This is a genomic window from Romboutsia hominis (assembly GCF_900002575.1).
In the GTDB taxonomy this organism is placed as follows: Bacteria; Bacillota; Clostridia; order Peptostreptococcales; family Peptostreptococcaceae; genus Romboutsia_C; species Romboutsia_C hominis.
Genome location: NZ_LN650648.1, coordinates 2288511 through 2306478 on the forward strand (window position 1 = coordinate 2288511; position 17968 = coordinate 2306478).

19 protein-coding genes are annotated in these 17968 nt (G+C 28.5%); all 19 read right to left on the reverse strand.

The features are described 5' to 3' along the window. Position 1 precedes the first annotated feature (1 nt). The 19 genes from FRIFI_RS11205 to FRIFI_RS11295 all read right to left on the reverse strand — a co-directional run bounded on the left by FRIFI_RS11205 (position 2) and on the right by FRIFI_RS11295 (position 17922). Entirely contained in the window at positions 2–262 is a 261-nt protein-coding gene (locus FRIFI_RS11205) for a YggT family protein (RefSeq protein ID WP_166505893.1), read from the reverse strand. A 25-nt stretch (positions 263–287) separates the two neighbouring features. Then, positions 288–740 carry a cell division protein SepF gene (locus FRIFI_RS11210; protein WP_092924241.1) on the reverse strand — a complete coding sequence of 151 codons (453 nt, stop codon included), beginning with the start codon at positions 738–740 and terminating at the stop codon, positions 288–290. A gap of 47 nt (positions 741–787) precedes the next feature. Continuing rightward, entirely contained in the window at positions 788–1489 is a 702-nt protein-coding gene (locus FRIFI_RS11215; RefSeq protein WP_166505894.1) for a YggS family pyridoxal phosphate-dependent enzyme, read from the reverse strand. 8 nt (positions 1490–1497) lie between these two features. Further along, a complete protein-coding gene (locus tag FRIFI_RS11220; protein ID WP_166505895.1) occupies positions 1498–2586 on the reverse strand; it encodes a biotin/lipoyl attachment domain-containing protein in 1089 nt (362 codons plus the stop codon). 170 nt (positions 2587–2756) lie between these two features. Then, entirely contained in the window at positions 2757–4238 is a 1482-nt protein-coding gene (locus FRIFI_RS11225; protein WP_092924231.1) for an alanine/glycine:cation symporter family protein, read from the reverse strand. Between the two features lie 230 nt (positions 4239–4468). Then, positions 4469–5941 carry a stage IV sporulation protein A gene (gene spoIVA / locus FRIFI_RS11230; protein WP_092924228.1) on the reverse strand — a complete coding sequence of 491 codons (1473 nt, stop codon included), beginning with the start codon at positions 5939–5941 and terminating at the stop codon, positions 4469–4471. A gap of 132 nt (positions 5942–6073) precedes the next feature. Continuing rightward, positions 6074–7096: an NAD(P)H-dependent glycerol-3-phosphate dehydrogenase gene (locus FRIFI_RS11235; protein WP_166505896.1), complete on the reverse strand. Its 1023-nt coding sequence runs from the start codon at positions 7094–7096 to the stop codon at positions 6074–6076. 24 nt (positions 7097–7120) lie between these two features. Next, positions 7121–7726 carry a glycerol-3-phosphate 1-O-acyltransferase PlsY gene (gene plsY / locus FRIFI_RS11240; RefSeq protein ID WP_166505897.1) on the reverse strand — a complete coding sequence of 202 codons (606 nt, stop codon included), beginning with the start codon at positions 7724–7726 and terminating at the stop codon, positions 7121–7123. A 24-nt stretch (positions 7727–7750) separates the two neighbouring features. After that, the gene (der, locus tag FRIFI_RS11245) at positions 7751–9079 is read right to left on the reverse strand and encodes a ribosome biogenesis GTPase Der (RefSeq protein WP_092924219.1); all 1329 of its coding nucleotides are present in this window, start codon (positions 9077–9079) and stop codon (positions 7751–7753) included. A 15-nt stretch (positions 9080–9094) separates the two neighbouring features. Continuing rightward, positions 9095–10423, reverse strand: a complete 1329-nt coding sequence (locus FRIFI_RS11250) for a DUF512 domain-containing protein (protein WP_092924216.1) — start codon at positions 10421–10423, stop codon at positions 9095–9097. A gap of 107 nt (positions 10424–10530) precedes the next feature. After that, the gene (locus FRIFI_RS11255; protein ID WP_092924213.1) at positions 10531–10731 is read right to left on the reverse strand and encodes a capping complex subunit for YIEGIA; all 201 of its coding nucleotides are present in this window, start codon (positions 10729–10731) and stop codon (positions 10531–10533) included. A gap of 1 nt (position 10732) precedes the next feature. After that, positions 10733–11662, reverse strand: a complete 930-nt coding sequence (locus tag FRIFI_RS11260; protein WP_092924210.1) for a YIEGIA family protein — start codon at positions 11660–11662, stop codon at positions 10733–10735. Between the two features lie 18 nt (positions 11663–11680). Then, positions 11681–12610, reverse strand: coding sequence for a YIEGIA domain-containing protein (locus tag FRIFI_RS11265; protein WP_092924207.1), 930 nt, complete (start codon positions 12608–12610; stop codon positions 11681–11683). Between the two features lie 87 nt (positions 12611–12697). After that, entirely contained in the window at positions 12698–13993 is a 1296-nt protein-coding gene (locus tag FRIFI_RS11270) for a HAMP domain-containing sensor histidine kinase (protein ID WP_092924204.1), read from the reverse strand. A gap of 23 nt (positions 13994–14016) precedes the next feature. Beyond that, positions 14017–14706, reverse strand: a complete 690-nt coding sequence (locus FRIFI_RS11275; RefSeq protein WP_092924201.1) for a winged helix-turn-helix domain-containing protein — start codon at positions 14704–14706, stop codon at positions 14017–14019. Positions 14707–14723: 17 nt separating this feature from the next. Further along, complete coding sequence (pgeF, locus tag FRIFI_RS11280) at positions 14724–15434, reverse strand: peptidoglycan editing factor PgeF (RefSeq protein ID WP_092924198.1); 711 nt, start codon at positions 15432–15434, stop codon at positions 14724–14726. Position 15435: 1 nt separating this feature from the next. Further along, a complete protein-coding gene (gene nrdR, locus FRIFI_RS11285) occupies positions 15436–15894 on the reverse strand; it encodes a transcriptional regulator NrdR (RefSeq protein ID WP_092924195.1) in 459 nt (152 codons plus the stop codon). A gap of 21 nt (positions 15895–15915) precedes the next feature. After that, positions 15916–16179: a YlmC/YmxH family sporulation protein gene (locus tag FRIFI_RS11290; RefSeq protein ID WP_092924192.1), complete on the reverse strand. Its 264-nt coding sequence runs from the start codon at positions 16177–16179 to the stop codon at positions 15916–15918. A gap of 69 nt (positions 16180–16248) precedes the next feature. Further along, positions 16249–17922, reverse strand: coding sequence for a bifunctional diguanylate cyclase/phosphohydrolase (locus FRIFI_RS11295; RefSeq protein WP_092924190.1), 1674 nt, complete (start codon positions 17920–17922; stop codon positions 16249–16251). Between the last annotated feature and the right edge of the window lie 46 nt (positions 17923–17968).

Sequence of the window (17968 nt, forward strand, 5' to 3'; positions counted from 1 at the left end):
CTTAATAGAACACGATTAGTGCCACCCTCTTTAGTAACATTAATACTAATATTGCTATCATTGGTGAAAAATCTACCGGTCCACTATTGTACTTATACATTATAGACCTTATAGGACCTTCTATTGGTTCTGTTATATTATTTAATATATAGTATAACTTACTTCCCATCCCATTAGGAAACCAAGACATTAAACTCTTTATAATTATTATCCAAGATAATATATCAAATAGATAATATAAAGCCAATCCTATAGTACTCATTATTTAACCCCTTTACTTTTATATTTTATTTATTATTTTGCCAAGGGAAAAGTGTCTTGCTGTTTTCTAATTCCTTTTTTAAATTTGCATCTATATCTACATTATTTGGTGCAAGTATAAATATAGCTTTAGATACTTTTTGTATACTTCCCTCTAAAACATATACAGCTCCATTCATAAAGTCAAATATAGACTTCTTAGCAACTGGATCTTTTAAATTTTCTAAGTTAACTATTACAGTTCTCTTACTCTTTAAATGATCCGCTATAGTTGTAACTTCATCGTATTTTTTAGGTTCTACTATTACAACCTTCATTTGAGTGTTAGTATGTAACTTTACTATGTTAGTATTTTTTATAGCTGTTCCAATTTCTGGTTCCATATCTAGTTCATCTTCAATTATTTCTTCTTCTTCGATATAATCTTCATCTTCCTCTATAAACCAATTTTTAAACTTAGTTATCATGTTATCTCCCATTATTGACTTCCTCCTTATTTATTAATCAAATTTTAAATTCATATAATCTACTTATCGTAATTTCTGGCTCCAAATATAGAGGTTCCAACTCTAACTATATTAGACCCTTCCTCTATTGCTATTTCATAATCATTGCTCATTCCCATAGATAAATATTCCATAGAAACATTGTTTATATTTAACTTATCAATTTCTACAGCTAATTCCTTTAATCCTCTAAATACTTTTCTAACTTCATCTTTATTTTCTGTAAAAGGCGCCATAGTCATAAGACCTTTAATTTTTATATTATTATAATTATTTGCTACTTCTTTTATAAAATCTATAGCACCTTCTTTATATATACCATGCTTGCTTTCTTCTTTTGATATATTTATTTGTACTAAACAATTTATAGTCTTATCTATTTTTTCTGCCCTTTTTTGTATTTCTTCACATAAAGCTATTCTATCTAAAGAGTGTATCATATAAACCTTATCTATTATATACTTTACCTTATTAGTTTGTAAACTTCCTATTAAATGCCAATTTACTTTATCGCCTATAACTTCATACTTTCTAGCTAGTTCTTGTGGCTTATTTTCTCCAACATCTTTAACTCCATTTTCTATAGCTTCTAAAACCTTATCTACATCTACAGTCTTAGTTACTGCTAATAAAGTTACTTCATCAATTTTTCTATTAGAAACATTACAACTATTTTTAATTTTTTCTCTTACCATATCTAAATTTTCTTTTACGCTTGACACTTTATCACCTACTTTATTTTTATTTTCTTATTTATAATATTTGGGTTTAATACAACCTCATCATGCAATGCAATCACTTTTTCTTTATCGCTACTATCATTTTTTACGAATATATAATCATCAGCTTCATAGGCAACATCACTTAATTCAACAAATTCCATATTGTTAGTTTGCTGATTTAATATATATACCCCTTTTTTCTTGTCTACTGATTTTATAGATTTCTTTGGTATCTTAAAACCTTCTATATGCTTATATATTATATCAAATTCTTCTACTCTTGTATCATAAATTCCTATATTTTGGCTAGTTATTTTTAGTATTACTATGATATCATCATTATCTTTTTTAACCTTATTGACCTTACCATCTAATATTTCTTCATTAAAAGATATTTCAATCTTATTACCTACTTCAAAATATTTCCTATATTTTTCTTCTATACATACTGCTATATATACATCATTTGGATTAACTATTTTAAATACTGGATCATTTTCTTTAATTTTTTTATCATTTGAATTTATATCTGTATAGTTATTATTAGTATTCTCTATATCATCTTTGGTTAAATAATCTATACTATCTGTATTATACTTTCCTTCATTTTCATCTATTTTATAAGATATTACTCCTGATATATCAGCTTTTACATAAGATGTAGAACTTTTTGCCTTTTTTTCTAGAATTGCTTTTTTATTTTTACTATTTTCTAACTGATTAGCTGTGATATGTTTTAATGTACTATTATCTTGACTATCTATTTGTTCCTTTAACTTATTTATTTCTTTGTCTAAGTTTTCTATATCTGAATTTATTTTTTCTATATCTATATCCTTATATATATATCCTATATTTTCTGATTTTTGTACTTTTTCACCTTCTTCATGTAGATTTTTAAACGTTCCATCTGCATTTGATACAATTACACTCTCATCTTTTATTACAAGCCCTTTTGTATTAATTTTTAGCTCCATATCTTCTAATTCAACGGCCATAGTCCTGGTATTTTCACCTATTAAAAATATACTAATTTGAAATACAAAATATATAGCTATTCCTAGTATTAGTATTTTAGATATTTTCTTATTTTTCATACTTTTCCCCCTTTAAATCTAGGTACTTTATTAATTCTTCAAATAATATTATATTTCCTTTTATTGTGGTGATTCTAAATCTTAAATATTTGCTTGTATATTTAATTTTGCTTACAATCTAATAAATAAAAAAAAGTGTAGGCTATTAATTTATATAGCCTACACTTTTTTTATTTATTAGATTCCTTTTTAACTTTTTCTTCCCAGAAATCAGCATTCTTTATCCCAAGTTTTATTGGATCAAATGTTCTTTCTTCTCTTGGTATTCCTGCTTTCATTTGTTCTTCATAATCTTTGAAACACTTCATGGCTACATTTGATAATAAAAGTATAGCTATTATATTTAACCAAGCCATACTTCCAACACCTATATCCCCCATAGTCCATGCAAGAGATGCTGTCTTTACACAACCAAATGCAACTGCTCCTAATAATATAACTCTAAGTATATTTATAAATAACTTAGTTGTTTTTCCTTTAAATATTCTCTTACTTATATATATAATATTAACTTCTGCTATATAGTAGTATGCCATTATAGTCGTAAAGGCAAAGAAGAATAATGCTATAGATACAAAGGCTGACCCAAATCCTGGTATCAACGAGTCTACTGCTGTTTGAGTATATATAGGTCCTATCTCAACTCCTGGTAAATTCTCAACAATCATAGCTCCATTTACTCCATGAACGTTATAGCTTCCTGTCATAAGTATCATAAATCCTGTTGCTGAACATACAAATAAAGTATCTACATATACTGAAAATGCTTGAACTAAACCTTGCTTAGCTGGATGACTTACTTCAGCTGCTGCTGCTGCTTGTGGCCCAGTTCCTTGACCTGCTTCATTTGAATAAACTCCACGTTTTACTCCCCAAGCTATTGTTGAACCTATTATTCCTGCAAATGCTTGCTCTGCTCCAAATGCAGACTTAAATACTAACTCTATAATACTTGGTAATTGTTCTATATTAACAGCTATTATTACAAGAGACATTAATATATAAATCCCTCCCATAAATGGAACTATTAATTCTGCTGCAGAACTTATTCTTTTTATTCCACCAAATATTATAAGTGCTAGTAATATAACTAGGACTACAGTTATTATCATTGGGTCTATCTTAAAAGCATTATTTACTGCTACTGTTATAGAGTTAGATTGAACACCAGGTAGTAATAATCCTGTTGCTAATACTGTTGCTAATGCAAATAATATGCCGTACCATTTAGAAAACTTAGTATTTCCAAGTCCCTTTTCAATATAGTATGCTGGTCCTCCACGATATAATCCATCATGTTCTTCTTTATAAACTTGGGCTAATGTAGATTCTGCAAATGCTGATCCTGCACCTAAAAATGCTATTGCCCACATCCAAAATAGTGCTCCTGGTCCTCCCATTGCTATAGCCGTCGCTACCCCTGCTATATTACCGGTACCTATACGCCCTGCTAGCGCTGTACATAGAGCTTGAAATGATGAAATACCCTGAGCTGATTTTTCTCCTTTAAATAATAAGGCTACCATTTCTTTAAGGTGTCTTATTTGAGAGAATTTGGTTCTAAAAGAAAAATAAATACCTGAACCTAAACATAAAAATACTAACCAGTTACTCCAAATAATATCATTTATTGCATAAACAATACGCTCCATAACATACCCCCTTTTTTAATATATATTCTATAAATTTTTTGATTTAATAGATTATATTATTAATTTTGGATATATGTTCTTTAAATTTCAAGTATTTTCTTACAATTCAAAAAATTATCATATAATCATTTTAACTTTATTATAAGCTTATATAAGAATAGGAAAGGTTTTTAACCTTTCCTACGTTTAAATATTATCTTAATTAGCCATCTAATTTTTATCAGTGTATTTTATAATAATATAGTTATTATATTACTACTTCCTTCATTTATTATCTTTTGTAAAGTTTTTTGTATCTTAACTCTTATTTCTTCAGGCATTGTATATAGCTTACTTTGTAATTGTTCCTTAACTAAATCATGTAAAGATTTTCCAAACATATTTGATGACCATATTTCATTAGGATTTTGTTCAAATTCCTCTTGCATATATTTTATCATCTCTTCGCCTTGATTTTGGCTTCCAACTATAGGTGCTATCTCTGTAGATATATCAGCTTTTATTATATGAAGTGACGGTGCATTTGCTCTTAATTTTACTCCATATTGTTTTCCTTGTTTTATTATTTCTGGTTCCTCTAAGCTTAATTCTTCTAAAGATGGCGCTACAACTCCATAGCCTTTTGTTTTTGCATCTATTAAAGCAGATTCTATCTTGTCATATTCATTTTTAACTCTAGATAACTTAGTTACTAAGCTAAGCAGTTGATGGTCTCCATCTATTTTAAATCCACTCTTTTCTTCTAATACATTGTAGAATAAATCTTGCTTAGCAGATAAATCTATACTTATAACACCTTCTCCAAGTTCAACATTATCAACTGATGTATCTTCTAAGAATTCTAACTCTGAAAATCCTGCTACAATACTATCTATATCTCTTATCTTTCCAATTTCTTCTATACTTTGCTTTAATGTGAATATTATATTATTTTTTATCCAATGATTTCTCTCTAATCCTTCTATCCATTGAGGTAAATTTATTCTTATTTCATTTAATGGAAAATCATAAAGTACTGTTTCCATAACGCTCTCTATATCTTCTTCATCCATAGCTAATACATTTAATGGTACTATAGGAGCTTCATACTTTTCTTCTAATTCAGATCTTAATAATTCTATATCTTCACTGTATGGATCAAGTGTATTTAATACAATAGCAAAAGGCTTATTTAAAGACTTTAACTCATTTATAACTCTTTCTTCTGCTTGTAAATAACTCTTTCTATCTATACCTGTTACTGAACCATCTGTTATAACTACTATACCTAATGTTGAATGATCTCTTATAACTTTTTTAGTTCCTATCTCTGCTGCTTGCTCAAATGTCATAGCTTCTTGTGACCATGGCGTTGATACTAATCTTTGTTTACCATCTTCTTCATGTCCTAAAGCTCCATCTACTATGTACCCAACACAATCAACCATTCTAACTTTTAAATTTACAGTATCTCTAACCTTTATCTCCACTCCATCTGCTGGAACAAATTTTGGTTCTACTGTCATTATTGTCTTACCTGAACCACTTTGAGGTATTTCATCCTTTGTTCTTTCCTTTTTAAATTCATTTTCTATATTCGGTATTACTAACTTTTCCATAAACTTTCTTATAAATGTAGATTTACCCGTTCTAACAGGACCTACTACACCTATATATATATCTCCTTGAGTCCTCTTAGCTATGTCTTCATATATGTTATTCATTAATTTTCCCCTCCTGCATATAGTTTCTTAATAAAGTATATTTTTATTTGTCCCCTATTATTACTAATAATTTCTAAATTTATATATAAATCATGCTTGTCATTTTTAATTTTTAAAATAAAAAAGCTAGGATTAAAATCCTAGCTTATCTTCCACTACTTCTTCTATTTCATGTGTTTTGTTTCTCATCATTAAATCTGCTACTACTTCATTTGGATTTGCACCTTCGTGAAGTACAGAATATATTGCACTTGTAATTGGCATATCTATACCTAGCTTTTTAGAAACATCATAAGCAACTTCTGTAGCAGTTATACCTTCTACTACCATTTTAACTTCAGCAAGAGTTTCTTCTAAACTTTTTCCTTGCCCTATAAGAATTCCTGCTCTTCTATTTCTACTATGCATACTTGTACAAGTAACTATTAAATCACCTATACCTGATAGTCCTGAGAAAGTAGATAAATTAGCACCCATTTTAACTCCTAATCTTCCTATTTCTCTTATACCTCTAGTCATAAGTGCAGCTTTTGCATTATCTCCATATCCTAAACCATCACATATACCTGCACCAAATGCAATTATATTTTTAAGAGCTCCACCAAGTTCAACTCCTACTATGTCAGGGTTAGTATACACTCTAAATTTAGGTGTCATAAACATATCTTGAACTATTTGAGCCACTTCTAAATTTTCTGATGCAACTACTACTGTAGTAGGTATATCTCTTGCAACTTCTTCTGCATGAGATGGACCTGATAAAGTTACATAAGGATTATTTGGAAGCTCCTCAGCTACAACCTCTGATAGTCTAAGCCCAGTTCCTCTTTCTAATCCTTTTGCAACATCTACTACTATTTGTTCATCTTTTACAAATGGCTTTAGGCTACTTGAAACACTTCTTATAGCTTGAGAAGGTACTGCTAATACTATAATTTTACTGTCTAGTACTGCTTCTTCTAAAGATGTTGTAAGTGTTATGTTATTTGGGAATAAAACCCCTGGTAAATAATCTATATTTTCTTTTGTCTTATTTATTTTATCAGCTTGTTCTTGACTTAAAGTCCATATGCTTACTTCATAGCCTTTTTTAGCTAGTACTAAACCTAATGCACTTCCCCAACTTCCAGCTCCTAAAATACATACTTTTTCCATTAAAAACACCACCTAGATACTATTTTATTTTTTTTCTCCAATTTTTCTTTCTGTTTTATTTATAAGTCTTTTTATATTTTCTCTATGAGTATATATAACTGATAGAGTTAAAAATAATGTAACTAGTACACCTTTTGTATTTTGACTAAATATCATTATTACTGGAGAAAGTGATATACTAAGTACTGATCCTAGTGATACGTATTTAGTTATATAAACTATTATTAAAAATACTAAAAAGCAGCTTAAGGCCATTATAGGATTAACTGCTATCATAGAACCTAAAGATGTAGCAACTCCTTTTCCACCTTTAAATCCTAAAAATGCTGGCCAGTTATGACCACTAACAACTCCTACAACAGCTATATACTTAGCTGTAAGTGGGTCTAGTCCAATATATTTAGCAATTATACCTGCTAATAATACGGCTATTATTCCTTTTAATAAGTCTCCTACAAATGTCATAAGACCTGCCTTTTTTCCAAGAGTTCTAAGTACATTAGTAGAACCTGCATTTCCCGATCCCTGAGTTCTTATGTCCACTCCTGCTAATCTTCTAGCAATAATATATGATGTTGATATATTTCCTAAAAGATAAGCAATTATAAAAATTATTAAATAGTTAAGCATACTAATCCCCCTTAAGTAATTTTATTACCTTCTTTTTTCTCTGTATTCAAAGTGTATAGGAGTTCCTTCAAATCCAAAGTTCTCTCTTATCTTATTTTCAAGATATCTTTGATATGAGAAGTGAGTTAACTGCTTGTCATTTATAAATAACGTAAACTTAGGTGGCTTAACTCCTGTTTGAGAACCATAGTATATTTTTAATCTCTTTCCTTTGTCTGATGGTGGTTGATTTAACATTACAGCTTCACCTATTACATCGTTTAATGCTGATGTTGATACTCTCTTAGCATTTTCGTTTGCTACAAATTCTGCAGTTTCTAATATTTTATTCATTCTTTGATTAGTTTTAGCAGAAACAAATAGCACTGGTGCATACATCATAAATGGGAACTTTTCTCTTATTTCTTTTGTGTAATTTCCTAAAGTCTTGTTGTCTTTTTCTATTAAGTCCCACTTATTAACAACGAATATACATCCTTTACCTTCATCATGTGCTATACCTGCAACTTTTGTATCTTGTTCAGTTATACCTTCTGCTGCATCTATTACTATCATTACAACATCTGCTCTATCTACTGCTGCCATAGATCTTATAACACTATATTTTTCTACTGTTTCATATATCTTACTTTTCTTTCTTATACCTGCCGTATCTATAAGCATGAACTGTTGTCCATCTCTTTCTAGATAAGTATCTACAGCATCTCTAGTAGTTCCAGCTATTGGACTTACTATAACTCTTTCTTCTCCTAACATCTTGTTAACTATAGAACTCTTTCCTGCATTAGGCTTTCCTGTTATAGCTATCTTTATTATATCTTCGTCATACTCTGTATTTAATCCTTTAGGGAAAAATGCTATTACTTCATCTAGTAAGTCTCCAAGTCCCATTCCATTAGCACTAGATATTGCAAATGGAGTTCCTAATCCTAATTCATAAAAGTCATATATGTTATCAAATTGATTTATATTATCTATTTTGTTAACTACTAATATAACTGGTTTACTAGTCTTTCTAAGTATTTGTGCAACTTCTTTATCTGCTGCTGTAAGTCCTGCCTTTCCATCAACTACAAACATTATAACGTGAGCCATGTCCATAGCAAGCATTGCTTGATTTCTCATTTTAGATAGTATTATATCTCCATTATCTGGCTCTATACCACCTGTATCTATTAATGTGAAGTATCTGTCTAACCACTCAACTTCAGTGAATATTCTATCTCTAGTTACTCCTGGAGTATCTTCTACTATAGATATTCTTTTTCCTGCTAGTTTATTAAATAATGTTGATTTACCAACATTAGGTCTTCCTACTACTGCAACTATCGGTCTATTATTGCTATTGCTCATAATAATCTCCCTTCTCTACTTTAATATTTTATCAACAAAGTCTTTACCTTCATTTAAGCAAGGTATTACTTCAATTCCCATTTTATTGTTTAATTCTTCTAAAGTTATATTATCTAAGAATATATCTTCATCTGCTTTTAGCATACTTCTTGGTATATAAAGAGTCTCTCCTAAATCTATACCTTTTAATTGATCCATTATATCTGTTGCTGTTATAAGTCCAGAAACAGTTATTGTCTCTCCAAAGAAATTATTTATTATCTTATAAACGTTAATCTCCATATTAGGACACTTATCCATTATTTCTTTTGCCATTTTACATATAAATTCATATGCAGAATGCCCTGTTGCTATAGAAACTTTCTTTTTTATATTTATCTTTTCTTCAGATAAAGTAGTTAGTTGATCTTGTATTTCTCTTTCAAGCTTACTAATCATTCCTACTCCATTTTCAAATTGTATAAATCCTTCATATTCATCATAGTCTAATAATTTTTTATTAGCCATTACATAAAATTCATCTGATAAGAATATAAATCTTGTTCCTAATTCCTTTAGATATTTTTCATGTAATTTTTCAACTTGTTCTATAGTCTCTCTTGCAGTTTTCTCGTTAAATATCTCTAAGTTAGGTAAATGATCCCTATGCTTAGTTATACCTACTGGAACTGCTGCTGCACTATTTACATATGGATATAATTTAGATAAATCAGATACTGTTCTTTCTAATTCTTCTTTATCATTATATCCAGGACATAAAACTATTTGACAGTTCATTTGTATCTGTGCATCTGCTAATCTTTTCATTATATCATATAATTTACCTGCAAACTTATTTTTTATCATCTTCTGTCTAAGTTCTGGGTTTGTAGTATGAACTGATATATTTATTGGACTTATTCTGTATCTTATTATTTTATCTATATCTTCTTCACTCATATTTGTAAGAGTTACAAAGTTACCTTGTAAAAATGATAATCTTGAGTCATCATCTTTAAAATAAAGAGTTTCTCTCATTCCTTTTGGAAGTTGATCTATAAAGCAAAATACACATTTATTTCTACAACTTTTAGCTTTGTCTATTATAGGGTTAGAAAATTCTATACCTAAATCATCATCATATTCTTTTTCTATCTCATATACATATATTTCACCATTTATTTTTTGTATCTCAACTTCTAAGTATTCATCACTTAATAAAAATCTATATTCTATTATATCTTGTATTGGTTGGCCATTTATAGAAATAAGTATGTCTCCTACCTCTATTCCTAGTTCCTCTGCAATACTATTATTATAAACTTTGCTAACTACGTTATTCATTTTCTTTACGTTTACTTCCATGAACTTTCACCACTTTTCTCCATATGATTACATCGTTTTATAATACCACGGTTTGCTGAAATTAGTCAATATTTGCAATAAGTTAAAAGGTACCCTAAAAGGTACCTTTAATGTTTAACTACGATTAATGTTCCATTTGTCATATCATGAACCATTCCTCCAACGCTCTTTGCCATAAGCATTGCTTTATGTTGAAGATCTTTATCATCCTCTGCATAAAATATAGGACATCCTCCACCAAATTTCATATTTTTATCTGTAGTTATTACTGCTAATGTATATTCTGTTAAACCCATATTTTCTCCCATATTATACACTTCCTTTCTCGCCTATTTTATAATTAATAGATAGATTTCTACCTTTTGAACTAGATAATATCGGACAAGACCTAACAGCCTCTAACACTTTTTCTACATCTCTCTCTATTGGTACATAAGCTATCATTATACTTTGTTTCTGAGGATGTCTTCTTGGAAGAGGTACAAATGCCGGTTCATTATCATCTCTAAAAAGTCCTACTCTTGAATATATATTATATACTATAGCTTGCCTTTGTCCTGCATCGTATAATACACTTGCATTTATATAATTGTTGTCTTTTGGGATAATTTCTATACCTATTCCATTTTCTAAATATCTTTGTCTATCACTTTCAAGACCTACATTTGTTATTCCCTTTAAATCTCCTACTTGAAGAATTGATTCATCAACAAATTTTATTTCTACTTGTCGAACATCTGCTATGTCTTCAATAGACTTTCTTTTTAATAATTTTTTAAGTATTATAGCTAATATAAGTCCAAATACCCCACTTATAAGTAAGCTACTATTTTGAGATATATTAAATTCTTTTATCATAAAATGATACAAAGATATAGTTGAAAAAGATGTTACTATACACATATAATTTCTTACTTCATATGTTCTTGCTATTTCTTCTATAAACGCACTTCCTCTTTTAACTAATTGAATATCTTCTAAGTTTTGAAGTGTATTTCTTCTACTTTCTCTTACTTTTCTAAACTGTTCTGCTGCCAATGATAAAAATGTAATTGATGTATATGACTTCTCTAGTAAAGCAGGAACAACTAATGCTCCTAATGCTGAAGCTACAAATGCTAACACAAGTTGTGTTAAAAGCACGTTTGGTTGTGTAGGGTATTGTTTTTTATCTACATTTAACATTATTAACCTAGATAGCACACCTATTGATAAGGCCACTACAAATGCTGTATCCATAATACCACCTCTTTATTTTTATATAGTTTTTTTGTAATCACTATTTTTGCCTTTTGCTGTTTCTATAATAGGAGTACTTCTTGCTATTTCAATCATAGTTTCTATATCCTTCATTATTGGAATAAAAGGTATTACTACTGAACGTTTATCAAAATCTGTTTCTGATATAGTTAATATGTCTTTTTCATCTACATCTTTATCTACACCCATATGAATAAATATATTATGTATTATAGCTTGTCTTTGTCCTATATCACTTACTATACCAAAATCACCTAAGCTTTTAGGAATTATTTCTATTGCCAATCCTTCATTTAAATATCTATTTCTAGTATCTTCTAAACCTATGTTCCCTATATAAACTCCATTTACTTTAAGAACTGATTTATCAAAATGAATCTTAGCTTCTCTAACTTCTGCTACATCTGCTATACTATCTCTTCTTAAATATCTTCTTATTATAAGCCCTATAATTCCAGCACCTATAGCTGCTGCTATCGTTGATACTAAAAATCCATATAATAAATAGTTATTAAATAGTATAAATAAGCCTGATGCCATTAATGATGATAGTAAACTTATATAACATCTAGATTCATAAGTCGAAGCTATCTCTTCTACATAAGCTGATCCTTTTGGCACTATCTCTGCTTCGTCAATATTTTTTAAGGTTATTCTTTCTTGCTCTGCCAGGCCTTGAAATTGTTGTATTGCTATTGCAAAAAATGTTAATGCAGAGAATTCATTTTCTAAAAGAGCCGGAAGGGCTATTGCTCCTAAAAATGCAGCTAGTGCTGATGTTATTATTTGTTCTAGATAATCCTGAGGCCTTCTTGGATATTGTTTATCTACAACCCTAAGAACTAATGCTCTGCATAATATACCTAGAATAGATGCTACCATAAACGAATGTCTAAAAACACCTTCCCTTAATACACTCTCTTCCATCATATCAACTCCTTTGTTTTTACAACTATTGTTCCTAATTTAAAATATCATGATAATAGTTTGTGCAAAAACAAAAAAAAATTTCCTTTATTTAAAGGAAATTTTCTCAGGTATATTAACTATGAATTCACTACCATGTCTTAATTCACTTTTTACTTCTATTGTTCCACCTAAAGACTTAACTATATGCTTTATTATAGCAAGACCTAAACCTGTACCGCCTACTTCTTTACTTCTTGCTTTATCAACTCTATAAAATCTCTCAAATATACGATTTATATCTTCTTTAGGTATACCTATACCTTCATCTTTTACTTTTATTATGATTTTATCTTGTTTTGTACCTACACTTACCTTTACTGTCTTACCTTGATTTTCTGGAGTATACTTTATTGCATTATCTATTAGATTTAAAAATACTTGTTTTATATAATCTCTATTTGCAAATACTACAATCGATTTATCATCAAACTCATAAGTTAAGTTTATATTTTTAGATTTCGCTATATAATTAGTCATTTCATATACTTCTAAAAAGACATTATATAAGGATACACCTTCGTAAACTATCTTTTCATTATTTTCGATAAATGAAAGTAATAATATATCATCAATCAATCTTTTTAATCTATCTGATTCAGTTTCGATTATACTTAAAAATCGATTTCTAGTTTGTACATCAATATTTTCATTTAGCCTTAAGGTCTCTACAAAACCACTTATTGATGTTAAAGGTGTTTTTAATTCATGGCTAACATTTGCTACAAAATCACTTCTCATATGTTCTAATTTAACTTTTTCAGTTATATCTTGTATATTTATTATAGAACCTATTATTATGTGCTTTATACTTTCAAGATATATTGGGTCTATGCTAACCTTATATACTAAATCATCATTAATTTTTAGTTCATCGGTTTTATTTTGCTTCCAACCTTTAAACGTATTTATTTCTTCTAATAACTTTTCTTCTTTTATTACATTTTTTATATTTTTTCCTTCTACCAATATACCATTATCACATTTTAACATTCTTTTAGCTTCTTCATTTATAAGCATTATATTTCCATCTATATCTATAGCTAAAATTCCATGAGATATACTTTTTAGTATAGAAGTTTTTTGTAAATTGCTATAGTCCAAATCACTTATGGTTTTGTCCATTATTTCTATCATTTCATTAAAGTTTCTGCTTAATTCACCTAAATCACCTTTAGCTGTACTACTTATTCTCGAATGAAATTCTTTATTACTTATTTTTTTAGAAACATATATAAATTCTTCTAAATACTTTCTTAATCTTAAAGTATATCGTATTGACAATATAGAGATTATTATAGATATTAATAAAATAGAATACCCTAGTGTACTTAACTGTTCCATGTTGTTATCTCCTAAGTTATATTTTAATCAATTTTATATCCAACACCTCTAATTGTCTGAATATACTTGTCCGATTCATTTTCACTTTCAATTTTTTTTCTAAGATATCTTATATGAACATCTACTGTTCTTGTCTCACCATAATACTCATATCCCCATATTTTATCTAATAAATAATTTCTAGAAAGAACCTTTCCTTTATTTTCTAGTAAAAGTTTTAATAATTCAAATTCCTTAAGAGTAAGTTCTATTTTTTCGCTTCCTTTATATACCTCATGTTTACTTAAATCAACTTTTAAGTCTCCAGTAGATAATGTAGATTCTTTAGTCTTTACTTTTATATTACACCTCCTAAGTACAGTACCTATTCTAGCAAGTAGTTCTTTTATACTAAATGGCTTTGTCATATAATCATCAGCACCAAATTCAAGCCCTTCTACTTTATCATTTTCCATATTTTTAGCAGTAAGCATTATAACTGGTGTATTAGCTAATTCTTTGTCACTTCTTATCTTTCTAAGTACATCAATACCACTTATATTAGGTAACATCCAGTCTAATAATATTAAATCAGGCTTTAATTCTCTTGCCTTTATATATCCATCTATTCCGTCGTATGCATAGTCAACTTCATAGTTTGACATTTCTAAATTGAACTTTAAAAGCTCTACTATATGCATTTCATCATCTATAACAAGTACTTTTACTTTCATGGTATTAATTCACCTCTTTATTTTATCTCTAGTATCATACCTATTCTTTCATTTGTTTTATCATGTTTTCTGTAAGAATGGAATCTATCACTTTCACAACTTGTGCAAATATTTAAGTTTATTATGTTTTCTTTTTTAACATTACATTCTTTTAATATTTGTTCATTAACATTCCATAAATCTAAATGATACTTCCCTTCTTTTATTATATAAAATTTTTCATCTTTGTTTGTAAGAATTGTGTTAAATTTTTCTATAAGCTCTTCTGAAACTTCATAACAACATCTACCTATAGATGGTCCTATAACACTTACTATATCTTTTGGATTAGTGTTATATTTTTCTATCATTTTATCTATAGTATTTTTAACTATTTTTGAATAAGTCCCTCTCCATCCAGCATGGATAAGCCCAATAGCTTTATTTTTCTTGTCTATTAAAGCTATTGGAACACAATCTGCTGTAAATATTAATAGTGGAGTATTTGTTAAGTTTGTTATAAGTGCATCTCCATCCTTCTTTAATCCTATATCAAACTTTTCAACTACATTAACTATATCTGAATGTATTTGTACATTACTTGTTAAGTTTTTAAAATTAAAGTTCCCTTCTTTACAAACAGTTAACATATCATCTTTTGACTTTGCATCTACATTTTTAAGAGTTACAGCTAAATTTACAAAGTCTAAATTTTTATCTATTTCATTTACTCTTATGAATTTTTCCATGCTAGTTACCTTTCTCTGTTAATATATTTTTTAGCTCTGCTACAAAAGTATTTATATCCTTGAATTGTCTATATACAGATGCAAATCTAACATAAGCTACTTCGTCAACCTCTTTTAGCCTATCCATTACCATTTCTCCGATTTCCCCAGTTTCTATTTCAGATATATAAAGCTTATTTATTTCGTTTTCTATATAGTATACTATGTCATCTATTTGCTCTACTGATACAGGTCTTTTTTCACAAGACTTTAGTATTCCATTTTTTAACTTTTCTCTATCAAAATATTCTCTGTTATTATCTTTTTTAACTACCATTACAGGTGTCATCTCTATTTTCTCATAAGTAGTAAACCTTTTTTTACAAGATTCACACTCTCTTCTTCTTCTTATAGACTTTCTGTCTGTATGTCTTGAATCTACTACTTTAGATTCTTTATAGTTGCAGTAAGGGCATTGCATATCTATATCCTCCTTTGTTGGCTATATATTAAAATCGTCTATATTTAGTTCTGAACCTATATTTACTATTATAGTATCACAACCTATCTTTAGTATATCATTAAAAAATATAACTTGTCCTTCATCACCTCTTGAAAATAGACTTCTTCCTCCATCTCCACTAACTGTAAAAGACATTATTTTTCCCTCATTTATATCTAAATTTATATCAGTTATAAATCCCATTCTTTTTCCATTTTTAATGTTTATGATTTCCTTTTCCATTATATCAGATACTCTTAACATTATAATCCCCTCCCTTACAAAAATAAATATGTACTTGTACAAAAAAAAATAACCTTTATAGGCTATTTTTTAAAAATTATCTTTATATTTTTCTAACATCTCTATAAACTTCTCAACTAAATATGGATCAAATTGAGTACCAGCATTAGCTCTCAATTCTTGTATTCCTTCTTCATGGCTCTTCCTTGTGTTATATGGTCTATTAGATGTCATTGCGTCAAAACTATCTGCAATAGTAATCATTCTTGCCAAATATGGAATCTCCTCTTTTTGAAGTTTATCTGGATAACCTTTCCCATCATACCTTTCATGATGGTGTCTTATTATAGATCTAAAATCCTTTAGTGGCACTATATGGTGTATAAGGTCAACTCCTGCTTGAGTATGATTTCTAAGCATATTAAATTCTTCGTCTGTAAGTCTACCTTTTTTATTTAAAACTTCTTCAGGAATTTCTAGCTTACCAATATCATGTAAATATGCTGCTATCTGTATTTGTGCTTGGTCGTGTTCACTTAATCCAATAGACTGTGCAAACCACTTACAATAAATAACCACTCTCTCTGTATGGCCATATGTATATCTATCTTTTATATTTATCATATTTATAAATGTTTTTAATGATTTTATTGTTTCTTCTGGTATATTTATTTCTCTGCATAAGTCATATAATATACTGTGGTATGACTCTACTCTATTTTTATTAAAAGATTTTGCTCTATATAAGGCATCATCTGCTGTGTTTATAAGCTGATGTTTATTAATAGCACTATTTGGATAAGATGATACACCTATTGATATAGTAATATTTTTGTTTGGTTGATTTTCTTGACCTTCAAACTCAGTCTGTTGTATTGCATTTCTTATATTTTCACCAATTTTTATAGCATCCTCTTCTGTTGTGTCAGGAAGTACTGCTGCAAATTCTTCTCCACCATACCTTGCAACTATATCATTTTCTCTCATATTTTCATTTAATATTTTCCCAATCTTTTCAAGTAATAAATCCCCAGCTTGATGCCCATTTACATCATTATAATTTTTAAAGTAATCTATATCCATAAATAATAAAGAAACTTCTTTATCATTTTTATCTGCTTCTATTAGTGTATTATTAAGATATTCTTGAAAATACCTATGATTGTATAATCCAGTTAATTCATCTTTATTTGCTAATTCTCTTAATTCCTTACTATGTTCTCTTTCTGTATCAACATACATACCTAGTATAATAGCTATAACAAATAAGGCTGCACTAAGAACTAAATCTCTTTCAAAATATAACCTTAACATTTCTTCATTTCCACTTGTAAACATTATACTAATAGCTAGTATTGCTACTATTTGAATAATAGAAGATGCTACACCATAATTTTTCCCAAACTGTATTGAGGATATTATAACTATAAATATACTAAGTAATTTATATCCACTTTCTGCTTTTCCTGTGAAAAATACTACTATTATAAACATTCCTATCAGTATAGATGTTTCTAAGTAATCTAAAAATTTAGGAGACTTATCTATTCTATTTTTAGTATAAATAGATATCCATAAAAAGTAACCCATTAATATTGTTAATATTATACTTATTGATATTGTAATAGTTATTGCATCCTTTGCTTGTTCTTCAAAAGTTACAAAACTTGCTATAGCTAATAAACTTGATATAACGTATATAACCTTTAGTATAACTATTATCTCAAAAACTTTTTTATTTCTTTTTTTATCAAAATTTTGCATAGATTTCACCTAGAACTGTCTTTATTAAATTAAAATCATGAGGAGT

Bases quoted from the DNA above. Each gene is read 5' to 3' on its own strand.
- FRIFI_RS11205 (WP_166505893.1), bottom strand. From the start codon at position 262: ATGAGTACTATAGGATTGGCTTTATATTATCTATTTGATATATTATCT.
- FRIFI_RS11210 (WP_092924241.1), bottom strand. From the start codon at position 740: ATGGGAGATAACATGATAACTAAGTTTAAAAATTGGTTTATAGAGGAA.
- FRIFI_RS11220 (WP_166505895.1), bottom strand. From the start codon at position 2,586: ATGAAAAATAAGAAAATATCTAAAATACTAATACTAGGAATAGCTATA.
- FRIFI_RS11225 (WP_092924231.1), bottom strand. From the start codon at position 4,238: ATGGAGCGTATTGTTTATGCAATAAATGATATTATTTGGAGTAACTGG.
- spoIVA (WP_092924228.1), bottom strand. From the start codon at position 5,941: ATGAATAACATATATGAAGACATAGCTAAGAGGACTCAAGGAGATATA.
- FRIFI_RS11235 (WP_166505896.1), bottom strand. From the start codon at position 7,096: ATGGAAAAAGTATGTATTTTAGGAGCTGGAAGTTGGGGAAGTGCATTA.
- plsY (WP_166505897.1), bottom strand. From the start codon at position 7,726: ATGCTTAACTATTTAATAATTTTTATAATTGCTTATCTTTTAGGAAAT.
- der (WP_092924219.1), bottom strand. From the start codon at position 9,079: ATGAGCAATAGCAATAATAGACCGATAGTTGCAGTAGTAGGAAGACCT.
- FRIFI_RS11250 (WP_092924216.1), bottom strand. From the start codon at position 10,423: ATGGAAGTAAACGTAAAGAAAATGAATAACGTAGTTAGCAAAGTTTAT.
- FRIFI_RS11255 (WP_092924213.1), bottom strand. From the start codon at position 10,731: ATGGGAGAAAATATGGGTTTAACAGAATATACATTAGCAGTAATAACT.
- FRIFI_RS11260 (WP_092924210.1), bottom strand. From the start codon at position 11,662: ATGGATACAGCATTTGTAGTGGCCTTATCAATAGGTGTGCTATCTAGG.
- FRIFI_RS11265 (WP_092924207.1), bottom strand. From the start codon at position 12,610: ATGGAAGAGAGTGTATTAAGGGAAGGTGTTTTTAGACATTCGTTTATG.
- FRIFI_RS11270 (WP_092924204.1), bottom strand. From the start codon at position 13,993: ATGGAACAGTTAAGTACACTAGGGTATTCTATTTTATTAATATCTATA.
- FRIFI_RS11275 (WP_092924201.1), bottom strand. From the start codon at position 14,706: ATGAAAGTAAAAGTACTTGTTATAGATGATGAAATGCATATAGTAGAG.
- pgeF (WP_092924198.1), bottom strand. From the start codon at position 15,434: ATGGAAAAATTCATAAGAGTAAATGAAATAGATAAAAATTTAGACTTT.
- nrdR (WP_092924195.1), bottom strand. From the start codon at position 15,894: ATGCAATGCCCTTACTGCAACTATAAAGAATCTAAAGTAGTAGATTCA.
- FRIFI_RS11290 (WP_092924192.1), bottom strand. From the start codon at position 16,179: ATGTTAAGAGTATCTGATATAATGGAAAAGGAAATCATAAACATTAAA.
- FRIFI_RS11295 (WP_092924190.1), bottom strand. From the start codon at position 17,922: ATGCAAAATTTTGATAAAAAAAGAAATAAAAAAGTTTTTGAGATAATA.